This is a genomic window from Halochromatium roseum (genome assembly GCF_016653315.1).
Lineage (GTDB): Bacteria > Pseudomonadota > Gammaproteobacteria > Chromatiales > Chromatiaceae > Lamprobacter > Lamprobacter roseus.
In genome coordinates, this window is record NZ_NHSH01000054.1 from 34,131 (window position 1) to 53,091 (window position 18,961).

At 60.9% G+C, this 18,961-nt stretch carries 19 protein-coding genes; 5 read left to right on the forward strand and 14 right to left on the reverse strand.

Annotation, left to right across the window (positions count from 1 at the left end; translation table 11 throughout):
* Nucleotides 1-25: 25 nt before the first annotated feature.
* The 3 genes from CCR96_RS10840 to CCR96_RS10850 are packed head-to-tail and all read right to left on the reverse strand — an operon-like array spanning nt 26 to nt 2,917.
* Nucleotides 26-742, reverse strand: coding sequence for a TIGR04211 family SH3 domain-containing protein (locus CCR96_RS10840; protein WP_201220149.1), 717 nt, complete (start codon nt 740-742; stop codon nt 26-28).
* Between the two features lie 34 nt (nt 743-776).
* Nucleotides 777-1,730 (reverse strand): ornithine carbamoyltransferase, encoded by a 954-nt coding sequence (gene argF, locus CCR96_RS10845; protein WP_201220150.1) that lies wholly within the window; start codon nt 1,728-1,730, stop codon nt 777-779.
* Nucleotides 1,727-2,917, reverse strand: a complete 1,191-nt coding sequence (locus CCR96_RS10850) for an aspartate aminotransferase family protein (RefSeq protein ID WP_201220224.1) — start codon at nt 2,915-2,917, stop codon at nt 1,727-1,729. The genes argF and CCR96_RS10850 overlap by 4 nt, the downstream gene beginning before the upstream one ends.
* Before the next feature lie 452 nt (nt 2,918-3,369).
* On the opposite strand from CCR96_RS10850, the gene CCR96_RS10855 reads away from it, so the two are divergent.
* Nucleotides 3,370-4,179: a retropepsin-like aspartic protease family protein gene (locus CCR96_RS10855; RefSeq protein ID WP_201220151.1), complete on the forward strand. Its 810-nt coding sequence runs from the start codon at nt 3,370-3,372 to the stop codon at nt 4,177-4,179.
* A gap of 151 nt (nt 4,180-4,330) precedes the next feature.
* Here the strand turns inward: CCR96_RS10855 and CCR96_RS10860 are convergent, their stop codons facing one another.
* The 9 genes from CCR96_RS10860 to CCR96_RS10900 form a co-directional block, all read right to left on the reverse strand.
* A complete protein-coding gene (locus tag CCR96_RS10860) occupies nt 4,331-5,146 on the reverse strand; it encodes an HvfC family RiPP maturation protein (protein ID WP_338035865.1) in 816 nt (271 codons plus the stop codon).
* A gap of 19 nt (nt 5,147-5,165) precedes the next feature.
* The gene (locus tag CCR96_RS10865) at nt 5,166-6,050 is read right to left on the reverse strand and encodes an HvfB family MNIO-type RiPP peptide maturase (protein ID WP_201220153.1); all 885 of its coding nucleotides are present in this window, start codon (nt 6,048-6,050) and stop codon (nt 5,166-5,168) included.
* Nucleotides 6,051-6,079: 29 nt separating this feature from the next.
* A complete protein-coding gene (locus CCR96_RS10870) occupies nt 6,080-6,352 on the reverse strand; it encodes an HvfA family oxazolone/thioamide-modified RiPP metallophore (protein WP_201220154.1) in 273 nt (90 codons plus the stop codon).
* Between the two features lie 248 nt (nt 6,353-6,600).
* On the reverse strand, nt 6,601-7,050 hold the full coding sequence (locus CCR96_RS10875) for a DUF1841 family protein (protein WP_201220155.1): 450 nt from the start codon (nt 7,048-7,050) through the stop codon (nt 6,601-6,603).
* A 98-nt stretch (nt 7,051-7,148) separates the two neighbouring features.
* Complete coding sequence (gene nth, locus CCR96_RS10880) at nt 7,149-7,853, reverse strand: endonuclease III (protein ID WP_201220156.1); 705 nt, start codon at nt 7,851-7,853, stop codon at nt 7,149-7,151.
* 80 nt (nt 7,854-7,933) lie between these two features.
* Nucleotides 7,934-8,557: a V-type ATP synthase subunit D gene (locus tag CCR96_RS10885; RefSeq protein WP_201220157.1), complete on the reverse strand. Its 624-nt coding sequence runs from the start codon at nt 8,555-8,557 to the stop codon at nt 7,934-7,936.
* Nucleotides 8,558-8,672: 115 nt separating this feature from the next.
* Nucleotides 8,673-10,070 (reverse strand): FGGY-family carbohydrate kinase, encoded by a 1,398-nt coding sequence (locus CCR96_RS10890; protein WP_242518929.1) that lies wholly within the window; start codon nt 10,068-10,070, stop codon nt 8,673-8,675.
* A complete protein-coding gene (gene queF, locus CCR96_RS10895; protein ID WP_201220158.1) occupies nt 10,067-10,456 on the reverse strand; it encodes a preQ(1) synthase in 390 nt (129 codons plus the stop codon). Before queF ends, CCR96_RS10890 begins: the two co-directional genes overlap by 4 nt.
* 113 nt (nt 10,457-10,569) lie before the next feature.
* Nucleotides 10,570-11,562: a GNAT family N-acetyltransferase gene (locus CCR96_RS10900; RefSeq protein WP_201220159.1), complete on the reverse strand. Its 993-nt coding sequence runs from the start codon at nt 11,560-11,562 to the stop codon at nt 10,570-10,572.
* Between the two features lie 336 nt (nt 11,563-11,898).
* On the opposite strand from CCR96_RS10900, the gene CCR96_RS10905 reads away from it, so the two are divergent.
* On the forward strand, nt 11,899-12,567 hold the full coding sequence (locus CCR96_RS10905) for a cell division protein ZipA C-terminal FtsZ-binding domain-containing protein (protein ID WP_201220160.1): 669 nt from the start codon (nt 11,899-11,901) through the stop codon (nt 12,565-12,567).
* 73 nt (nt 12,568-12,640) lie between these two features.
* Here CCR96_RS10905 and CCR96_RS10910 read toward each other — a convergent pair whose 3' ends face one another.
* Both CCR96_RS10910 and CCR96_RS10915 read right to left on the reverse strand, forming a co-directional pair.
* On the reverse strand, nt 12,641-13,372 hold the full coding sequence (locus CCR96_RS10910) for a putative metalloprotease CJM1_0395 family protein (protein ID WP_201220161.1): 732 nt from the start codon (nt 13,370-13,372) through the stop codon (nt 12,641-12,643).
* Between the two features lie 49 nt (nt 13,373-13,421).
* Nucleotides 13,422-15,152 (reverse strand): methyl-accepting chemotaxis protein, encoded by a 1,731-nt coding sequence (locus tag CCR96_RS10915; protein ID WP_242518930.1) that lies wholly within the window; start codon nt 15,150-15,152, stop codon nt 13,422-13,424.
* A gap of 208 nt (nt 15,153-15,360) precedes the next feature.
* Between CCR96_RS10915 and CCR96_RS10920 the strand changes: the two genes are divergently transcribed.
* The 3 genes from CCR96_RS10920 to fliD all read left to right on the forward strand — a co-directional run bounded on the left by CCR96_RS10920 (nt 15,361) and on the right by fliD (nt 18,958).
* The gene (locus tag CCR96_RS10920) at nt 15,361-15,582 is read left to right on the forward strand and encodes a DUF2835 family protein (RefSeq protein ID WP_200246581.1); all 222 of its coding nucleotides are present in this window, start codon (nt 15,361-15,363) and stop codon (nt 15,580-15,582) included.
* A gap of 43 nt (nt 15,583-15,625) precedes the next feature.
* Entirely contained in the window at nt 15,626-17,308 is a 1,683-nt protein-coding gene (locus tag CCR96_RS10925) for an HD domain-containing phosphohydrolase (protein ID WP_201220162.1), read from the forward strand.
* Between the two features lie 219 nt (nt 17,309-17,527).
* Nucleotides 17,528-18,958, forward strand: a complete 1,431-nt coding sequence (gene fliD, locus CCR96_RS10930; RefSeq protein ID WP_201220163.1) for a flagellar filament capping protein FliD — start codon at nt 17,528-17,530, stop codon at nt 18,956-18,958.
* The last annotated feature ends 3 nt before the right edge of the window (nt 18,959-18,961 follow it).

Here is an 18,961-nt window from a genome sequence, read left to right on the forward strand (position 1 = left end):
GCTGGCTATCGGCTCGCCTGCGCGATTAGAGCGATGAGCTGTGCCATGCGCTGCGTCGCCGGCGCAGCCGCAGGTGCGGCAGGATAAGACCGATGAGGATGCCGCCGACGACCACGGCGGCGCCAATCAGGAACCAATGTTGCCGGGTCTTGTTGCTGAGTTCGAGATTGCGGTGCTCGAGCTGGTCGACCTGGAGCAGTAGGGCCGACACCTGCTGTTGTAACTCGTGGCGCTCACGGTCGATCTGGATCGCGTTGGTCGCGGCATGCCGAATCTCGGCCAGCTCCGCCTCGAGATCCTGCTTGTCGCGTTTCAGCGTCTCCGCGTCAGCCATGAGTGCATCATAGTCGTTTTGCAGCGTGCTCAGTTGTGCCGCTAGCTTATCGGGCTCCTGCTGCAGCGCGGCGAGTTTTGCGCGCATCGACTCGAGTTCGCTGCGGGCGGCGGGTTCATTCTGTAGATAGTTCAGTAAGATGTATCCAGTCAGCCCTTCGTCGGTCCGCACCCTTGCGTAGCCGCTCTCCTTGTTGACGCTGAGTATCGTCAGCGGCGTGCCGCTCGGCAGCTGACGCAGAATCTTGTAACGCGTGCTCTCGCCACTGCGCAGATTGAAGTCGTATTGATCAGTGACGTACCGCGTCTCGCCTTCGGCGAGTGCGCCGATCGACGTGGCAGCCAGTGCCGCTGCCAGGCACAGGCCGGTCAGAAAACGGGCGCGGTGGTGATCATGTGAGGACTGCATGAGGCCGGTTCTGAGGCAACTTCCAGGGCTTGTCTTAGGGCGCTGGCGTGGTGCCGGATTGCTGATCAAGCAGTAACCACTCGAGTAGGGCCTTCTGCGCATGCAATCGATTCTCCGCTTCGTCCCAGACCACAGATTGAGGGCCGTCGATGACATCCGCGCTGACCTCTTCGCCTCGATGTGCCGGCAGACAATGCATGAAGAGGGCGTTTGGGCGGGCCTTCGCCATGATTGCTGAGGTGACGCTGAAATCGGCGAATACCGCCTTGCGCTGAGCTTCTTCACTTTCCTGGCCCATGCTGGCCCAGACGTCGGTCACCACAAGATCGGCGTTCTCGACTGCCTCTGCTGGATCATGCATGAGGCTGCAATGGTCTGCGCCAGCGGCCAGGATCTCGGGTTCGGGCTCAAAACCAGGCGGGCAGGCGATGTGCAGCTCAAAGCCGAAGAGACGGGCGGCATTGATGTAGGAATGACACATATTATTGCCATCCCCGACAAAGGCCACACGCCGCCCCCGAATCGAACCGCGATGTTCGACATAGGTCTGCATGTCGGCCAGTAACTGGCAGGGATGAAAGCGGTCGGTCAGCCCATTGATCACTGGTACCCGCGAATGGTCGGCAAACCGTGTTAGGGTCTCGTGCTCGAAGGTGCGGATCATCACGATGTCGACCATTCGCGAGAGCACCCGAGCGCTATCCTCAATCGGCTCGCCACGGCCGAGCTGGGTATCTCTTGGAGACAGGAACAGCGCCGTGCCACCCAGTTGCGACATGCCGGCCTCGAACGAGACGCGGGTTCGGGTCGATGATTTTTCAAACACCATTGCGAGTGTGTAGCCGACCAGCGGTTGGTAGCTCTCGCCGCGGTGTCGTTGCTGCTTTAGTGCTGTCGCGCGCGTAATGAGTCGCGCCGCTTCTTGCTCGTTGAGGTCGAGCAGGCTCAGGAAGTGCTTAGGCGGAGTCTGGCTGTTATCGAACGTCACGAGGAGCTTCCGGCGTCAGGGTCTGCGTGGGTGCTTAAGAACATCAGTATGAGTTCGGATACCGTCTCAACGATCTCCGTCGCTTGGTCGTCGTCGATGATCAGCGGTGGTAGCAATCGCACCACCGAGCCCGCCGTCACGTTGATGAGCAGGCCTCGATGCAGCGCCTCAGTGACCAATTCGGGGCAGGGCCGGTCCAGCTCAATCCCGATCATCAGTCCGCAGCCGCGAATGTCTTGCACGCCAGCGACGCCATTGAGTCGGGTGCGGAAGCCATCGATCAGCCGGTCGCCGAGCACGGCTGCGCGCGATGGCAGACCCTCATGCTCGAGGGTGTCGAGCACGCTGGCCGCCGCGCGGCAGGCGAGTGGGTTACCGCCAAAGGTTGAGCCGTGGCTGCCTGGGCCGAGAACCTCAGCCGCCGCGCCGCTGGCGAGGCAGGCGCCGATGGGGATGCCGTTTGCGAGTCCTTTGGCGAGGGTCATCACGTCGGGTTTGATGCCGCTCCACTGATGCGCGAACAGGCGTCCGGTCCGACCCATGCCGGTTTGGATCTCGTCGACCATCAAGAGCCACTGATGGTGGTCGCAGAGCGCGCGCAGGCGAGGCAGATAATCCTCGTCTGGAATCATGATGCCACCCTCACCTTGGATCGGCTCGACGAGGACCGCGACGATATTGGGCCGGTTTGCGGCGGCGGTCTCGATCGCGTCGATGTCGTTGTAAGGCACGCGCACGAAGCCTTGGACCAAGGGCTCGAAACCGGCCTGCGCCTTGCGGTTGCCGGTTGCAGTGAGCGTGGCCAGGGTGCGGCCGTGGAAGGCGTTCTCCATCACCAAGATCGCGGGGTTCGCGATGCCGCGCTGATGGGCGTGCAGGCGCGCCAGCTTGATCGCGGCCTCGTTTGCCTCAGCGCCGGAGTTGCCGAAAAACACGCGGTCCATCCCGGCCGCTCCGCATAGGCGCGCGCCGAGTTCAGCTTGCTGTGGAACCTGGTAGAGGTTGGAAGTGTGGATGAGGGTGCCGGCTTGATCGCACACCGCCGCACGTACGGCCGCATGGGCATGCCCAAGGCCGCAGACGGCAATGCCGCTGAGCGCGTCGAGATAGCGCCGTCCGTCGACATCCCAGAGCCAGGCGCCTTCACCATGCTCGAAGGCAACCGGCAGGCGTTTGTAGGTCGCCATCAGCGGTGCACCGCTGTTGCTCGCTTGAGGCTCGGCGCCCGATAGTGCGCCGGCGTCTTCAGGCCCATTCACGATGGTCTCTCCAAGTCTTCGATCGACGCAATGTGCCACCCAGTGATTTGCGATGACAGCAGCTTAAATGATCGAGTAAACCGAGAAGCATAGCAGGATAAGCCTAGAGCAGGCTAATCATGTCGACACGCGATTTTCTCGAACCGGATCTCGGCTGCTTGCGGTCGGCGACGGTCTGGCGATGGTCTGGCTGGGCTCACCGACTAAGCACACTTGGCATGCCGAGCGTGCTTAGTGTGTTAAGTATGCAGGAGGTGTCTAATCTAGCATGCTGTTTTTTGCTCCTGCGTACTCGAGGTTTGGGTACTCGCCTCGTCGCCTGCTAAGCTGGCGATTGTCTTCAACGTCGGTTGTCTTCGTGGAGCAACGCGGTTGATCTCATGAGCGCTAAGTATCTGAATTGGAATCTCAACCAGAATCGCTTGGGCTTTGCGCTCGCCTTGCTGTTGCTGGTTTCAGCAGGCGGGCAGGTCGCTGCTGCTCAAGTCGAGATAGGTCCTGAGTTGAGTCGGCTGTCGACCGCGCACGGGTTTGCAGTGAGCGGCATCGAGGTGCTTGAGGACGAGCGTGGGCGTTCGGAAGATGTCGACCTCTACCGCCGGTTGCGCGTGCTTCTCGAGCGCTTCGACCACATCCTGGTGCACGGTGCGAGCGGGGAGGTGGCGCGGGTCATCATCATGGGCCGCACCAATACAGCGCCGCCGCCAAAGCTGCAGATCGATCCTGAGCCGGACTCAGGCGCAACGGCCGGGCAGATCGAGCTCGAGACGATCCGTCAAGGCGCTCAGCATTCGGTTCGCGTCACGCTCGAGGGGGCGGCTGGTCGCCGCGTCGATCGCACGCTGTTGATCGATACCGGTGCGGATGCCGTGGTGCTGCCGGCATCGATGATCGCGCCGCTCGGAATCGATCAGGCGACGCTGTCCGAGCGCGAGGTGCAGACCGCTAACGGCCGAACCCAGGCCCTGATGGGGACCCTGGAAGCGGTTTGGCTGGACGGTGAGCGCTTGCCGGGGGTCGCCGTTGCGTTCATTGATGAGGATAAGCTCGGGACCCCTGGCCTACTTGGGATGAGTGTATTGGGTCGCTATCAAATGACCATTGACGACGACAACAGCCGCCTTAGGTTGACGCCGAACCGCGGTAGCGCCACGGCTACGAGTGGCGACGCCCAGGCGCCAGACCAATAGCGAGCCTGACAGTCGATCTCGCCGCGAACGCAGCGGTAGTCATACTGGGCCGGAAGGCAGTTGATTGATTTGTCCTGTCCTGCACGCTATCCCGCGCGCTATCCCGCGCCCCCTATCGCTCATCTTTATCCAGCATCCCTATCCCGCATCCCTATCCCGCCAAGCGTCGTGTGCCGACGAGGATCTGTCGCTGCCTGAGGTCCTTGAGCAATCCGGTGCCAAACTGGACGACGCGCGCTGGCTCTGGATGCCGCAGCTCAGCGGCGATCGTCTCCAAGCACTCGAGTCCTGATCGCTGCGACTGTTGTTCTTTAATAAGCTGCAGCAAGCGCTGAGTGACCAGGTTGATCTTCAGGAACTCGACCTCGTCGTTTCGGTTGCGATAGACCACCAGGTGGGTGGCTTCAGGGCCTGGCTCTTGTGGCTGGAAGTCAGGTCCGATCTGGTGCACTGGGAAACGGTAACTGAGATTCCAAGCAAGCGGCGAGAGCAGGGGGATGCCGGTGAGCAGATCGCCGTTCGGGTCGGCGAGATCGGTGGCCGCTTCATCATCGCTGAACAGCAGCGCGGCCTCGACCCATTCGTAGTGCGCAAGCTCGAGCATGAAGGGCAGGTCATCGGGCTGCGCCTCTCGCTCTTCGCTGAGGAAGGCGATGAGTTCTTGGCCGAGCTGCGGGAAGAGCGGCGTGGTCGCTCGGTGCTTGATCATGAACTGGCGGATCAGCGCATCCCAGCGTGCCTGACCCAGGCATTGATACAATACCGGAAAGCCCTGGCTTAACAGCGACGAGAGGTTGTTGAAGAACAGATCGCGATAGATTGCCATCCGCCTCGGTTCGACCTCGGCGGGTAGCGCTCTCTCTGCCGGGTTACGGATGTGGGCAGTGAAAGCGCGCTGGACCTCTGCGAAATGCTTGGCCCCGGGCTTCGGAGTCATGCCTGCCGGAGTCATGCCTGCCGGAGTCATCCCTGACTGCAGGTTATGGTCATGAGGCATAGGCCAGCTGCTCCTGCCTCAGTTGGGCGGTTGCAAGCCTATGAGACGCTTGAAGAGAGGCTTGAATGCTGCTGATTCGCTGAACCTCGTTGGTGAGTTGATCGAGCGGCGGAATGTTGAAGTCGCGTTCGAGTAGTGTTGGAAACACGCCGAAGCGCTGATAGGCATGCTCAAGCAAGTCCCAGACCGGCTCGATCACATCCGCCCCATGGGTGTCGACACGGAGGTCTGGCGCCTCTTCAAAGTGCCCGGCGATGTGTCCGTAGACGATACGATCACCTGGGAGGCCATTGAGAAACGTATTCGCATCGTAGCGGTGGTTGATGCTATTGACCTGGATGTTGTTGACGTCGAGGAGCAGATTGCAGTCGGCCTCGTGCAAGACCGCGTTGATGAACGCCAGCTCGCTCATTTCTTGGCCGGGTGCGGCGTAGTAGGACACATTCTCGAGTGCAATTCGCCGTTCTAAGATGTCCTGAACCTGGCGGATGCGCTCGACCACATGGTCAACGGCCTCGCTGGTAAACGGAATCGGCATCAAGTCGTAGAGATGGCCTTCGTCCGAGCAAAAACTCAGATGCTCGGTGTAGGCGCGAATCTGATGCCGATCGAGAAATCCCTTGATGCGGCGAACCAGGTCGAGATCCAGCGGGGCCGGCGAGCCGATCGAGAGGGAGAGCCCGTGGCAAACGAACGGGTAGCGCTCAGTCAGGCTGCGCAGGACCTTGCCCCAGCGGCCGCCGACACCGATCCAATTCTCCGGCGCGATCTCCCAGAAATCGACCTCGGCGGGGCGCTGTTCGGCTGCGACCGCCGCAAAGGCGCGTCGCAGGCCGAGGCCCGCGCCATGAACAGGGAAAGCATGTGCGCTCATGGCGAGACCCTCAGATCGATCGAGCGGGATCAGCTGGCGCCGCCGCACTTACCTTCGCCGCACTTACCCTCGCCACCCTCTTTGTTGCCACATTTGCCTTCGCCGCACTTGCCTTCGCCGTCACTCTTGCCGCCACACTTGCCTTCGCCACAGCTGCCTTCAGCGAGCATCAGATAGCCGCCGTCGAGCTGCTCGGCAGCAAAAGGATTCTCTGCGGCATGGGCCAGATTAGCCATCGACAGGCTGCCGACGAGGGCAGCGCCGATCACCGCAGCAGCTGGGGTTGTGGTGTTCTTGGACATGGGTTCCACTCCGAAAATGATAGAGTTATCGTTTCTCTTGGTGCCTGCCGACGCCGAAACTGGGTCTCGGATGCGCCGACAACGACTCATTCATAGCACAGTGTTTTGCTGGGGTAAAACCGGGCGGCTCGTCCAGCTACTGTCTGCTATCGCTGGTAGAGACCCAGTAAACTGGTCAAATGTTTCATCGCAGAGGCTCTGAGTTTCGATCTCGATCGATCTCGATCTTGGCAAGCTCAATCTCAAGCTCAAGCGCGCGTGCGGTTCCCGGCTCCGCGTCGCTTGATGCACTTTAGGTAAGATTTGGGTTGGAAATCGCGCCCATCGTGCTGAATCTTCCAGATCGCTTCGGCCAGACATTCAAGCATGCGATGTTCGGCCTCGTGCACATCGCCGAGGCAGTGCCTGATCATGCCTTGGTAGAGGCGTTGAATACCGGCCGGGCGGTCGGTGCTGACCTGCTCCTGCAGCGCGATGTGCAGGGCCATGTGTAAAAACGGGTTGCTTTCGCCACCTTCGGGCCGCCATTCGCGGCCGATGACCGCTTCGCCCTGCTCGAGCAAGGCGTGATATTCAGGGTGCTGGCTGGCAACTTCGACGATCTGCCGCTCGACGGGTTCGAGTGGCTCGCCGGCCTGCGCTTTGCGCCAGGCGGTAAGATAGGCCTGGCGGAGCTGGTCGCGATCTTGGCTGAACATGGGCGTTTGCTTGGACTGTCAGGAAGGCTTGTAGGGACCAATCAAGGCGATCGGTCAACCCTGATCCAGGGCGTGACGGCGAGTGTGAACCTATCGATCTATCGATCGATCGCTTTTTTGTTCAGCTCAGGGACTGACTGCGGCATCTGCTCAGGTATCGTTTTCGGGTCAGCCGGTGTCTTCTGTCGGTACTCACAGAGATCGGAGATCGGGCAGTGCGGGCAGTTCGGCTTGCGTGCCTTGCAGAGATACCGACCGTGGAGGATGAGCCAGTGATGGGCATCCTGCAGGAACGGCGCTGGCACCAAGCGGAGCAGACCTTGCTCGACCGCCAATGGCGTTTTCCCGGGTGCGAGTCCAGTGCGATTCGCGACTCGGAAGATATGTGTGTCGACGGCGATGGTCGGTTCACCAAAGGCCGTATTCAAGACCACGTTGGCGGTCTTTCGGCCAACACCCGGCAAGGCTTCGAGCGCGGCGCGCTCGCGAGGGACCTCGCCACCATGCTCGTCGACCAGCTTGCGGCAGGTCGCGATGATGTTCTTGGCCTTGGCATTGAACAGCCCGATGGTGCGGATCTGTGTCTTAAGCCCATCCTCGCCCAATGCCAGGATCGCAGCCGGCGTGTTGGCTACCGCAAATAGGCGCTCGGTGGCCTTGTTGACGCCCTTGTCAGTCGCCTGTGCCGAGAGGATGACGGCGATCAGCAGCTCAAAGGCTGAGCTGTAACGGAGTTCGGTTGTTGGGGTGGGATTGGCCTGGCGCAGCCGTTCGAAGATTGCCGTGCGTTTGGTCTTGTTCAAAGATGGTCTCTATCTGAACTCGAGCTGAACTCGAGCTGAACTCGAGCTGAATTCGAGGCGAGCAAGCTTCAGGTCGATGCCTAGACGATTGCTCGCTCGCGCAGCACCTTGACCTGGAACAGGGTGTTGCGCTCTTCTTCCTCCAGCGCCGATTGAATGAAATGGATGCTGCGCTGGTACAGCGGGATGATGTTGTACTTGAGCGCATTGACCCGTTTTTGCGCCTTGCGCTGCTCTTCCATCAGCCGATAAAGCGCAATCTCGACCTCGCCGAGCCGCGCCAAGAGCACGGCGGCTTCAGCCAGGTGCTCGCGGGTGTTGTCGAAACTGGCGTCGGTGCCGAGCAGCCCCGTCGGTTTGATTGGCAAGCGCTCGGCGGATACCGATGGGTACTCAACACCCAGCGAGCGCCGTGGCAGGATGTCGATCTGCAGTCCTGGTGCGGCACCCAGCGCCGCCTGATTCAGTCCGCGACTGCCCATGCGCAGATGCGTTATGCCAAGGCAGCGATAGGCCTCGGCGAGTCCGCGTTCGGCATCCTCTCGCAGTCGCCGATATTCGCCGATGCGCTCGTACACCAAACGCGTCAGCAGTTCCCGCTTGCGCTCAAGTAGGTCGTGCCCCTCCTCAAGGAATTTGGCCTGCTTCTTCAATGATAGCAGGGTGTTTTTGGTCGGCGGGACCTTGAGTACTTGCTGGGCCATGGCGTTGATAACTCCGCGGGACGGGTCAGGACCGATGTCGGGCCCTAGAGATTACCGGCAAAACGGTGCATTGTGCCAAAGAGGCGGTGGGTGGATGCTGGTGTTGGTCAAGCGGTCAGCGCGTCAGGCGTCCTCGCAGTTGGTCGTTATCGTCTGGTCTGGCGGCTGCGCCCCAGTCGCCGCGCGCGAGTAGTGCTGCCCCGTAAGCGGCCTCTTGCTGCCGCGCGCATTCCACGGGCAAACCGAGGATGCGACTGCGGATGGCGCTCCAGACCGGGTTTTGGGCGCCACCGCCGCTGCTTAGGATGCGCCTTGGTGTCGGTGCCCCGAGCGCACCTAGCCGCTGATAGCCGGTGCGCTCGATCTGGGCGATGCCTTCGAAGAGGCCGGCCAGGAATAGGCTGTCGTCGACGGGTCTTGGTGTGATTCTCGGCGCGAGGTCGGGGTTGGCGATCGGAAAGCGCTCGCCGCGATGCGGCAGTGGGTAGTAATCGAGTCCGGTCGACCAGGTCGGGTCGATGCGCTCGCTCAGCCGGCTGAGCTGGGTATCGTCGAAAAACCGCCTCAGCACGGCACCGCCACTGTTGGATGCGCCGCCGACGAGCCAGAGGTCGCCGACCCGATGGCTATACACCCCGCTGGCGGCGTCTGTGACCGCGCGCGTGGAGACCAGTTTGAGCACCAGCGTGGAGCCGAGACTGGTCACCGCATCACCTGGTGCTCGGGCCCCGGCCGCCAGCGTCGCCGCGGTACTATCGGTGGTCCCGGCGGCGATACGCAGTGTCGGCGCTAGCCCCGTTGCCGTTGCGACCGCCACGCTCACCGGTCCAAGATTGACCCCAGGTGGATGGCAGCGCGGTAGCTCGACGGGTTTTAGGTCCAGCGCCAGAAGCCAGGGCGGGTAGGCGCGTCGGTGTGGGTCGAAGCCGAGTTTGAGTGCGTTGTTCCAATCGCTGTCGCCGAACTGGCCGCGCAGGCGTCCGCTGATCCAATCCGCCTGATGCAGCGCGAGCGCGGGCTGGTCCGGATCGAGCTGTCGTCGCAGAGACAGCAGCTTAGCGAGGGAGGCGCTGGGGCCTTGAGCAGGCGAATCGTTGGGCGCGCGCTCGGCGACGATCTTTGCCTCGTCGACAGCACGTGCGTCGTTGTACATCAGCGCGGGGGTCAGTGGCTTGCCCTGGAGCGTGCACAGCAGGAGGGTCGCCGAGGTGGCGTCGACGCAAAGCCTTTGCGGACGATAGCGGCCGAGATCGCAGCACAGCTGGCTCAGCACCTCAATGACGGCCTGCCACCAGTGCTCCGGGTCCTGTTCGGTGGCACAGCTAATCCGGCCGCGGCTGTTCGTTTGGTTGCCGCCACCGTTCGCCTGGCTCGCCTGGTTCGCGTGGAGTGCAAGGAACTCCGCCTTGGCGATGGCGATCGGCTCGCCAGCGCGGTCGATGGCCATCGCGCGGCAGCCGGAGGTGCCGAGATCAAGCCCGATCCAACAGGGACGGCCAGCAACGTCGGTCAAGGCAGTGCGACGGCCGCGGGTGCCTGCCAGTGGGGTGCGCGGTGTTCGGCGACGACCGTCGTGTAGATGCCGCCGCGGACATTGAACTCGGCGGTCAGCCGCATGAAGCGCGGCTCGGTGGCCTGCACCAGGTCGGTCAGGATGCGGTTGGTGACGGCTTCATGGAATCCGCCCTCGTCACGATAGGACCAAACGTACAGCTTCAATGATTTCAGCTCGACGCAGGTCGTTTCTGGCACGTATTCCAGGGTTAGCTCGGCAAAATCTGGCTGTCCGGTTTTCGGGCACAGGCAGGTGAACTCGGGAACACGGATGCGGATCGTGTAGTCGCGCTCGGGCTGTGGGTTGGGGAAGGTCTCCAGGGCTTGGCTGGGGCTGGTCGCCATGATGATGCAGTCTCTTTGATTGTGGTTAGCCTAGGGTGGCTGAGTATAGGGCGAATTCTGGTTGTGATGAGTTCACGCGATTCATCTGCCAGGGTGGCGTGGCGCCATGAGTGTTAAGTAGACTTTGGAGCGGTTCCTGGGCCACCCGGTGTCCCTGAGCTGCCTGGTGTCCAGGCATAGAGGCTGCGCTTGGCGTAGACACGGAAGCCGGTGTCTTCGTAGATGCTGCATGCCGGCTGGTTGCGGACATCCACGGACAAGAGTACGAACTCAGCACTATTCTTGCCGGCGCGGCTCAGTGCCTCGGCAACCAGCAGTCGGCCCAACCCATGGCCGCGCCATGCCGGAACGATGCCCATGTAAATGAGTTCCCAGCAGGCCGTCTGCGGATGCGGCGCCAGCAGCAGCAGGCCTGCGTCCTCTCCCTTGAAGCGCAGAACACACCAATGCTCAGGTGTGAATTGTCCCTGTCGCTGAAAGCCCTCGATGGCCTGCAGGGGGGAGAGGACACCATGCAGACCTGGGCAATCGAGAGAGCCGTCTTCGATGCGTGTCATGAGCGACAGCAGCCGCGCTGAGGGCAGCTGACCGATGGATTCGATCGAGGCCTCTGGTCTTGTGCGTGGCCTGGGGTCGCCCTGGCTGCTGTGTCGCCTTGTCTTGGCTTGCATGTAAAGTAGGTCGACCAAGAGCGGGAAGCCATTCTCTCGCAGTAACACGGCTGCCTCTTCATCCGCGCTGTCGACCACCGCTTGGACGATGTCGAGACCCTGGCTGTCAGCCCAGTGTTGGGCCCCACGCAACAGGATCGCAGCCCACTGGGAGCGGTCGGCAGGCAGCCAGAGCCGAGCGGTGTTGCCCGGCTGCGGCTGCACCCAGACCGCCGCAGCCGGGCCATCGCTTGTGGGGATGATCAGTAGGCTGCTCCAGTCTGCCTCCGGCTGCTGCGCGACCGTGTCGATGGCCTCTGCGAGTTCCGCGAGGCTGCTCGGTTCATCCGCCGCGGCGAGAAGCCTGAGTGCATTGACCCGCCAGGGTGCGGGACATCGGATCAGTGTTGCGCCATCTCGGGCTTGGTCGCAGAGCGCGGGCCGCCTAATAGACATAGGGCGTCGCCACTCGCAAGGGTGAAGCGTCTGTTTTAGGGTAAAGTGTAAAGTACGTTGCCATCCTGAACGATGAATCGCCTGTTTTGCGGTAAAATATGAAGTGTGTCGCTATCGCGAACGATAAAGCACTGGTTTTAACGTGAATCTCACGTGATTCATCTTCATCTGCCGGTGTGGCGCGGCGCCATTGAGAGTCAGGGGTAACACTGGGCATCGACACCATTGTTGTGTTGTCATTGTCTAGGCTGTTGCTGATTAGCCTGGCTCGCCCCTGGTCAGAATGGATGGTTAAGTACCCGTGCAAGCTCAAGTGCCGGTTTCGCAGTAACCTTGATGGAACAGTGGGCGTGTTTCTGCGACACTACCTCAGCCGTCGAGGAACAGCCGATGAATAACTCTAGCCTTGCCATTTTGCTGGCTGCCGCAGCCTTAATTCTAGGGTTGGGTGCACTGGCGATCTTCTACATTTCGGTCGTCAGACAAAGAGACGACAGCGATGCGACGGAGTTGGATGCGCCGCCTGAACGACCGGCGGATGCGGCTTTGACCGAATCCGATCCTCCAGCCCAGTCCCCTCCTGGGCGGCACAAAAAGAAGCTGGCAGACAAGACTCAGCGCTATCTTTTCGTCGTATTCGATGAGCCGGGACCCGAGACGAATCGGGAGCTGGGTCAGCTGCTTAAGGAGACCAAGGCCTTCTACGAGGCGGCGCTCGGCATCTACCATATTCCCCCGGGACCTGAGGGCTATCCGCTGACCGTTGCAAACGCCTCATCCCCTGGAACCTTGCCGCCACTGCACCTTGATGACGGTGAGCATGCACCGGTGCAGGGCGTCTCTATCTTGATTAAGTTTATCAATTCGCGCAGCCTATCGCGTAGTCCCGACACGATGATCGCCTTCACGCGGCGGGTTGCAGAGATTGGTGGGCGCATCTTGGACGTCGAGCGCAATCCTGTGACGGAGGAGACCCTGGCGGGGCTCCACCCGGATGCCGATTGATCTGCGAAAGACGCTGCCCGGGCGTCTGAGGACTCGACCCGGGCGTTGATGGATGCGGCGAGATCAGTCTGCCTCAGGCGACGCTGCGTAAGCTCGCCTGCGCAGTCCCGGCGCCGGTGCTCGTGGTCGCCGCTATGCGGCTGTATTCCTCGACCCGTCGGTCTCGGCCCAGCTCGGCACTGGCGGTCTCGTCATCATTAGCCGCAGCATCCTCGGCGATTAGGCTAGTGGCTCCCGTTTGCTGTTGGCTGAGTTCGAGCTGGGCCATGAGCAGGTATTGCCGCGCGCGCGCGGCCACCTTGTAATCGGTCGGTGACGGCTCCGCGGGCGCGAGTGCTGCACTGATCACGACGTTCATTTTTTCGATGGTGGCCCGAGGGTCGCCGGTGACGGGTCCGTAGTCGACCGATACTTCGCCGGCCACGGCATAGCGCTGCCCATCAGGGCCGATCTCATACTGGAACTGGGCGCTTCCGGTATAAGCTCCGCCTGCAATTTGATGAGCGAGTTCGTGCTGCCGGACTTCGCGATCGGTCTGCTTGAGCTGGTCGACAATGCGCAGCTCTTGTGGCGTGAGTTCCTCCGCGAGGGCGTTGTTTTGCGTATTTCTGCTGGCGTCGCCTTCAGCGACCCGAGTGCGCGTACCTTCTCCGCTGATCTGTTCGGGCTGACCCGGCCCAGCCTCGGTTTTGGCGGCCTCGACGCTTGGGCGCCAGGTGGCCGGCGAACTGGCTGCGCTGCCGTTAGCCGCTTTACCTCCATAGGCAATAGGGGTGATGGGGCTGGCAGCGGTCGTGGTGATCACGGTTTGATCCTCAATGTAGATTGAGAACCTGAGGGTGGGTCAGGTTACATCAAAAGCTTTCCCAGTCATCTTCGCTGTGGGTGACGGGCTCAGGCTGCTTCTTGGGCGCAGGCTGAGCCTTGGGTGGAGGCGCGAGCGCTGCGGGTTTGGCTGTTTCTCGTTTCGGGACGGTTTTGGTCGCTGCGGGAAGGGCCATCTTTGGCGCGGCCACCGCCGTCTTGCCGACGTTGAAGAAGGATACCGCATCCGCAAGCTCACGAGACTGTTCTTCGAGTGACGCTGAGGCGGTTGCCGTCTGCTCGACCAAGGCGGCATTCTGTTGGGTCACCTCGTCCATTTGGCTGATCGCGACGCTGACTTGGTCGATCGCCATCGTTTGTTCATTGGACGCCCGGTTGACCTCGTCCATCAGCTCTGAGACCTTCGTGCTATGGGTGACGATCTCATTCATTGACTCGCCAACCGCCTCGACCAGCACGCGTCCCTCCTGGACGACCTCGCCATTGAGCTCGATCAGCTCTTGAATCTGCTTGGCAGCATCGGCTGAGCGCTGCGCAAGGTTGCGCACCTCTTGGGCAACGACGGCAAAGCCGCGGCCTTGCTCACCGGCCCGCGCCGCCTCTACCGAGGCATTCAGTGCCAGGATATTGGTCTGGAACGCGATGCCGTCAATCAGCGAAATGATGCCGCTGATCTTTTCAGAACTCTCTGACAGTTCGTGCATTTTGCCAACGGCCTGCTTGGCCTTTTCGCCACCGGTGCCCGCCGAGGTGCTGGCCTGGCTCGCAAGCTGGTTTGCTTGTGCCGTATTGTCCGTATTGTGCTTCACCGTTGACGCCACTTCCTCCATGCTGCTCGCGGTTTGCTGGAGGCTGGAGGCCTGCTCTTCGGTGCGCTGTGAAAGGTCGGTATTGCCAGTTGAGATCTGGGTCGCAGCGGTCGATATCGACTCAACCGATCCTTGAATGTTGATGATCAGGTCGCGCAGCTTGTCCTGGGTATCAGCGAGCGATAACATCATCTCTCCGACCTCATCTCTGCCACGGACATCGATGTGGTTTGTGAGGTTACCGCGAGACATCTCCACGAACACCTGCCGCGCGTTCGTCAGCGGCCGGGTGATGCGCAAAATGATCTGCCAGCCGAGTAGGGCGCCTACAAGTATCGCGACCACCACAGCGCTGATCATGAGGTTGCGCATGAACAGCGCATTGGCCTCGGCACGCTGAAATGCGGCCTGGGCTGTCTGATGCTCAAGCTCGACCATCTCCTCAAGGGTCGTGCTCAATTCCGCATAGACGGGCAACCCTTCGATGAAGACGATGAAATCCGCTGCCGGGTACTCGCCGATCAGATAGAGTTCTACGGCTGGGTCGATGGCGTTATAGACAAGCTTTTGGTAGAGGGTGTCGAACTGTTCGGCCAGGCCTTCGCCGTCTGGGCTGTTGACAGCCTCCTGGTAGCTGTTCCAGATGTCGGTCAGTTCGGTCCGATTGTCCTCGATGATATCCGAATGCATCGAAACGGGATGATCGTGGAGCGCGCTGACAGCGATGGTGGGGGCATGCTGCGAGGCCAGGAAGAGGTGCATCATGATGTTTCGGACCAGCGCGTCGATACGGGCCAGATCCTGTGAGCGCTTGAGATTTTGCTCATACACGCCCTCGAGGGCACGATTAGACGCTTGCATGCCGTTGAAGCCAAGGCTGCCGACGACGAGCAGCAACGCGAGCAGGATGATAATCAGCAAGGCCAAGCGGCTCTTGATCGTCAGTTTCATAGCGCGGAGTACTCCCGGACAAGGCGGCGTGCAGTCCCCTCCTAGGGGTGGAGGTTTCCCCTTACAATCATCGTTCATACGGGGGCGGGCTTGAACACGGCTGCCTGATGTAGATCAAGCGCTCGATGTATTTCGCCCCGGTCGCTCAGGCTGTCTATTATCTATGCTCTGTTGAGCGAGCTTTCTCAGGTACAACCGTATAACGACCATGCCAAGTGTCGATGTTGTCATCGAGCTTTCCGCCGAGGCATGCCTGAGCCACTATGAGGGCCGGGCCGAGCAGGTCTATACCTGGAGCCTCGACGGTCGGCGCGTCGTGTTTCCGGCGACGGCGCTGCGACAGGTCGTTACACGTGATGGCGTTCACGGTATCTTCCGATTGCGCTTTTCGCCGACGGGACAATTCGAGACGATACAGCGCTTAAGCTGAATTGACGCGCGTGCTACACGTCTGTAGCAAGCTGGGGGATTGGATGAAAGAACCGCAGGATGGCTACACGCGTGTACAGAAGCCGTCCGAGATCGAGACCTTGCTAGGCCAGCTGAGCGAGCCTGGAGGGGCGTCGTTGGTGATGGAGGATTCCGACGGCAAGGCGTTGCCGGTTTTGGTCGCCGAGCAGGTGTTCGGCGATCATCTGCTGCTTGATATCAGCGCGATCCGGGAATTGGCGGGTCCTTTGAAGCGTGGTCAGCCGTTTCGGTTGGTCGGCGAGTCTAAGGGCATGATGCTGCGGACCCCGGTGCTGGTCATCACCGTCTGCGAGCAGCAGCAAGGTCGATTGCGATGTCGTTGCGATTACCCGCTCTACTTAGAGGTGTTGCAGCGGCGCCAATACTTCCGTGCAAAGCTGCGGCTGGGGATGGAGGTTGGCGCCATCCTCAGAGACCAGGAAGACGCGACAACCTCTCAGGGCGACCTGAAGAACCTCTCACTGGATGGGTGCATGGTCGAAATGCCCATCTCGAGCGCGAACATGTTGGTGGCGTCCGAGCCGCTTGAGATCGAACTCTGCTTCCCTGACGGCACGCGTTTTGCCATCAAAGGTGTTGCAAAGCACTACAGCACCAACATCGAGCGGCAAGTCATGAGTGTTGGCTTCCAGTTCAACACGCCCAATGTCGAGGAAGAACGCCAACTGTGGCTGCTTGTCCGCGAGATCGAGCGCGAATCGGCTCGCCAGTCAGCGAGTGGCGGCGATGGGTTACTGCGCTCGTTGCTGTTCCAGACCGACCCCAAAGCGCCGCCGCTGGTCGCGCGACGCAATGCCCAACGCTATGCCACGCCGATGACGAAGCGACTTGCGCGTGTGGCAGGCTACTTGGATGCGCAGCTGCTCGAGCTCTCCTGCGACCATCGGTTGGACCCAGTCCAGCTGTCGCGACATGCAGACCGGCTGCTCCTGCTCCATGACGAGGATCGCGAGGCCGTCTTGTTTGCGGTCCGGTGTCTGTCTCAAGAGGCCACGTTGGTGCGTCACTGCCTTGCGGTGGCCGTTCATCTGCTCGACCTGGCGACCTTGAGCAAGATGCCGCGGGATGCCTGCAAGGCCGTGGCTGCGTGCGCGATGGTGCACGATTTTGGCAAGGCGTTTCTGCCAGACAGCGTCGTCAATTCGCCAGAGCTGGATCAAGAGCAGCGTGCCCTGTTGACGACCCATGTCGCCCTGCTCGAGCCAAGCTTTGAGCGTTGCCAATGGTTAGCGAGCAGCGTGTTAAAGAGTGTGGTGTTCGAGATCAACGAGCGACTTGACGGCAGTGGCTATCCGCTGGGCCTGAGTGGCGATCAGCTCGGTGAGCTGTCGCGCGTGGCGATGGTCGTCGACGCGGTCGATGCGATGCGCCGAGAGCGGCCCGATCGCCCGGCACGGAGTATGGCGCACATCTATGCTCGACTCGCACATCAGTCAGAACGTTTCGACCAGCGCTGGCTCAAGCGTTATATCAGCGCCTTCGGGTCTCTGCCGATTGGCTCGTTGGTCCGCTTCGAGGCCGGGCAGCTGGCTTGGATTCAGCGGCTTGATGCCAAGGGCCGGCCGCTGCAGGTGCAGCTGACGGATGCGGTAAAGCCACCCGATGACTCGCTCGGCGAGGTGTTGCGTGACGAGGCCGTGCTGAAGCTCGGCAAGCCGTTGGAGGAGATGGTGGTTTCGCTCTGACCCTTATCTCATGGCTGACTGTCTCATGGCCCACTGTCTCATGGCCCACTGTCTCATGTCCCACTTGGCCGCGGCGGCACGGTTTTCGCCTAAAGTCCGGATGGCAGCTGCCGATAATCCTACTAACCTTAGGAGGGAGTTGCTCGCAGGGGCGGGCGTTTTGGCCAGCCTTCGATCGCTAGCCAGGCATACTCCCAGAACACGACACGAGGAGCCGTCATGTCAACTATCACTTCGCTCGGCATCGGTTCAGGGCTTGATCTCAACGGATTACTCGATCAGCTACGCGACGCCGAGCGCGGTCGGCTTCAGCCGATCGCTCAGCAGAAAGAGGCTCAACAGGCGAAGCTTTCGGCCTATGGCAAGCTGCAAGGGGCGCTTTCGTCCTTGCAGTCGGCGGCTGATACACTCAATGGCAGCGCGCTGTTTGGAAGCCTTTCCAGTAGCGTTACCGGTACCAGCGTGACCTCGGCAGCGGATTCTAACGCTGTGCCGGGTCGCTATGATGTCAGTGTGACCACACTGGCGCGCGCCCAAAGTATTGCAACCGGCGGTTTTGCTGAGGGCAAAACATTCGCGGAAGGAACTCTCAGCATCCAGGCCGGCGGCAGCGATTCTCTGGATGTGTCAGTTGCTGAGGGGGCGAGCCTTGAAGACATCCGCGACAGCATCAATGCCGCAGGCTCATCGATCACCGCAAGCATTGTCAACGATGGCGCGGATAATCCGTACCGCTTAGTGCTCAGCACCAACGAGACCGGTGAGGATGCGGAGATCTCGTCGGTCAGCTTTACGATAGATGATGGTTTGGATCCTGACGGTGACCAAGACAAGCTGTCTTTCGATATCGCTGACGTTCCTGCGGATCCTGCTGACCCTTATCCTAACCTTAATAAAATGACGCAAACCGTCGCTGCCCAGAACGCGACCTTGACCGTCAACGGCATCGGCATCACCAGCCAGAGCAACCAGGTCGAAGGCGCCATTCAAGGTGTGACCCTGAGCTTGGCCGAAGAGGGCGAGTCAGCTAATTCAACGGTCATCGTCGAGCGCGACAATTTTGCCGTGCGCGATGCGATCAGCGGATTCGTTGATGCTTTCAACTCCTTGAAAGAGACCACTGCTGATCTCACCAGCTTCAATGCTGAGACGGGTGCCGCTGGCGAGTTGCTCGGGGACAGTGCGTTGCGCACCATCGATTCGCGGCTGCGCGGTGTGCTCGGTGGCATCGTCTCTGGCGGTGACTTCAGTACGCTCTCCGATATCGGGATCAGTCTGCAACGCGACGGGACGCTCGAGATTGATGCAGAAAAGCTCGACGATGCGGTTGTCAATCAGCGGCAGGCACTCACCACGTTTTTCGCTGGGGACACTGAAGCGGGAGGCTTTGCCGGCGCACTGAGCGAGATGCTCGATCAGGTGCTCGATGATCGCGGTTTGCTGGGGAGCGCTCGAAGCGGTGTGGAATCGCGGATCACCAGCCTCGATGAACGCTCAGCCCGCATGGAAATCTCGATTGAGCGTGAGATCGAGCGCTATCGGGTTCAGTTTGGGCAGCTCGACTCGATGATCGCGCAGATGAATCAGACCAGCACCTACCTGACGCAACAGTTTGACAATCTAAATTCAATGCTCGGCAGAGATAATTAATCG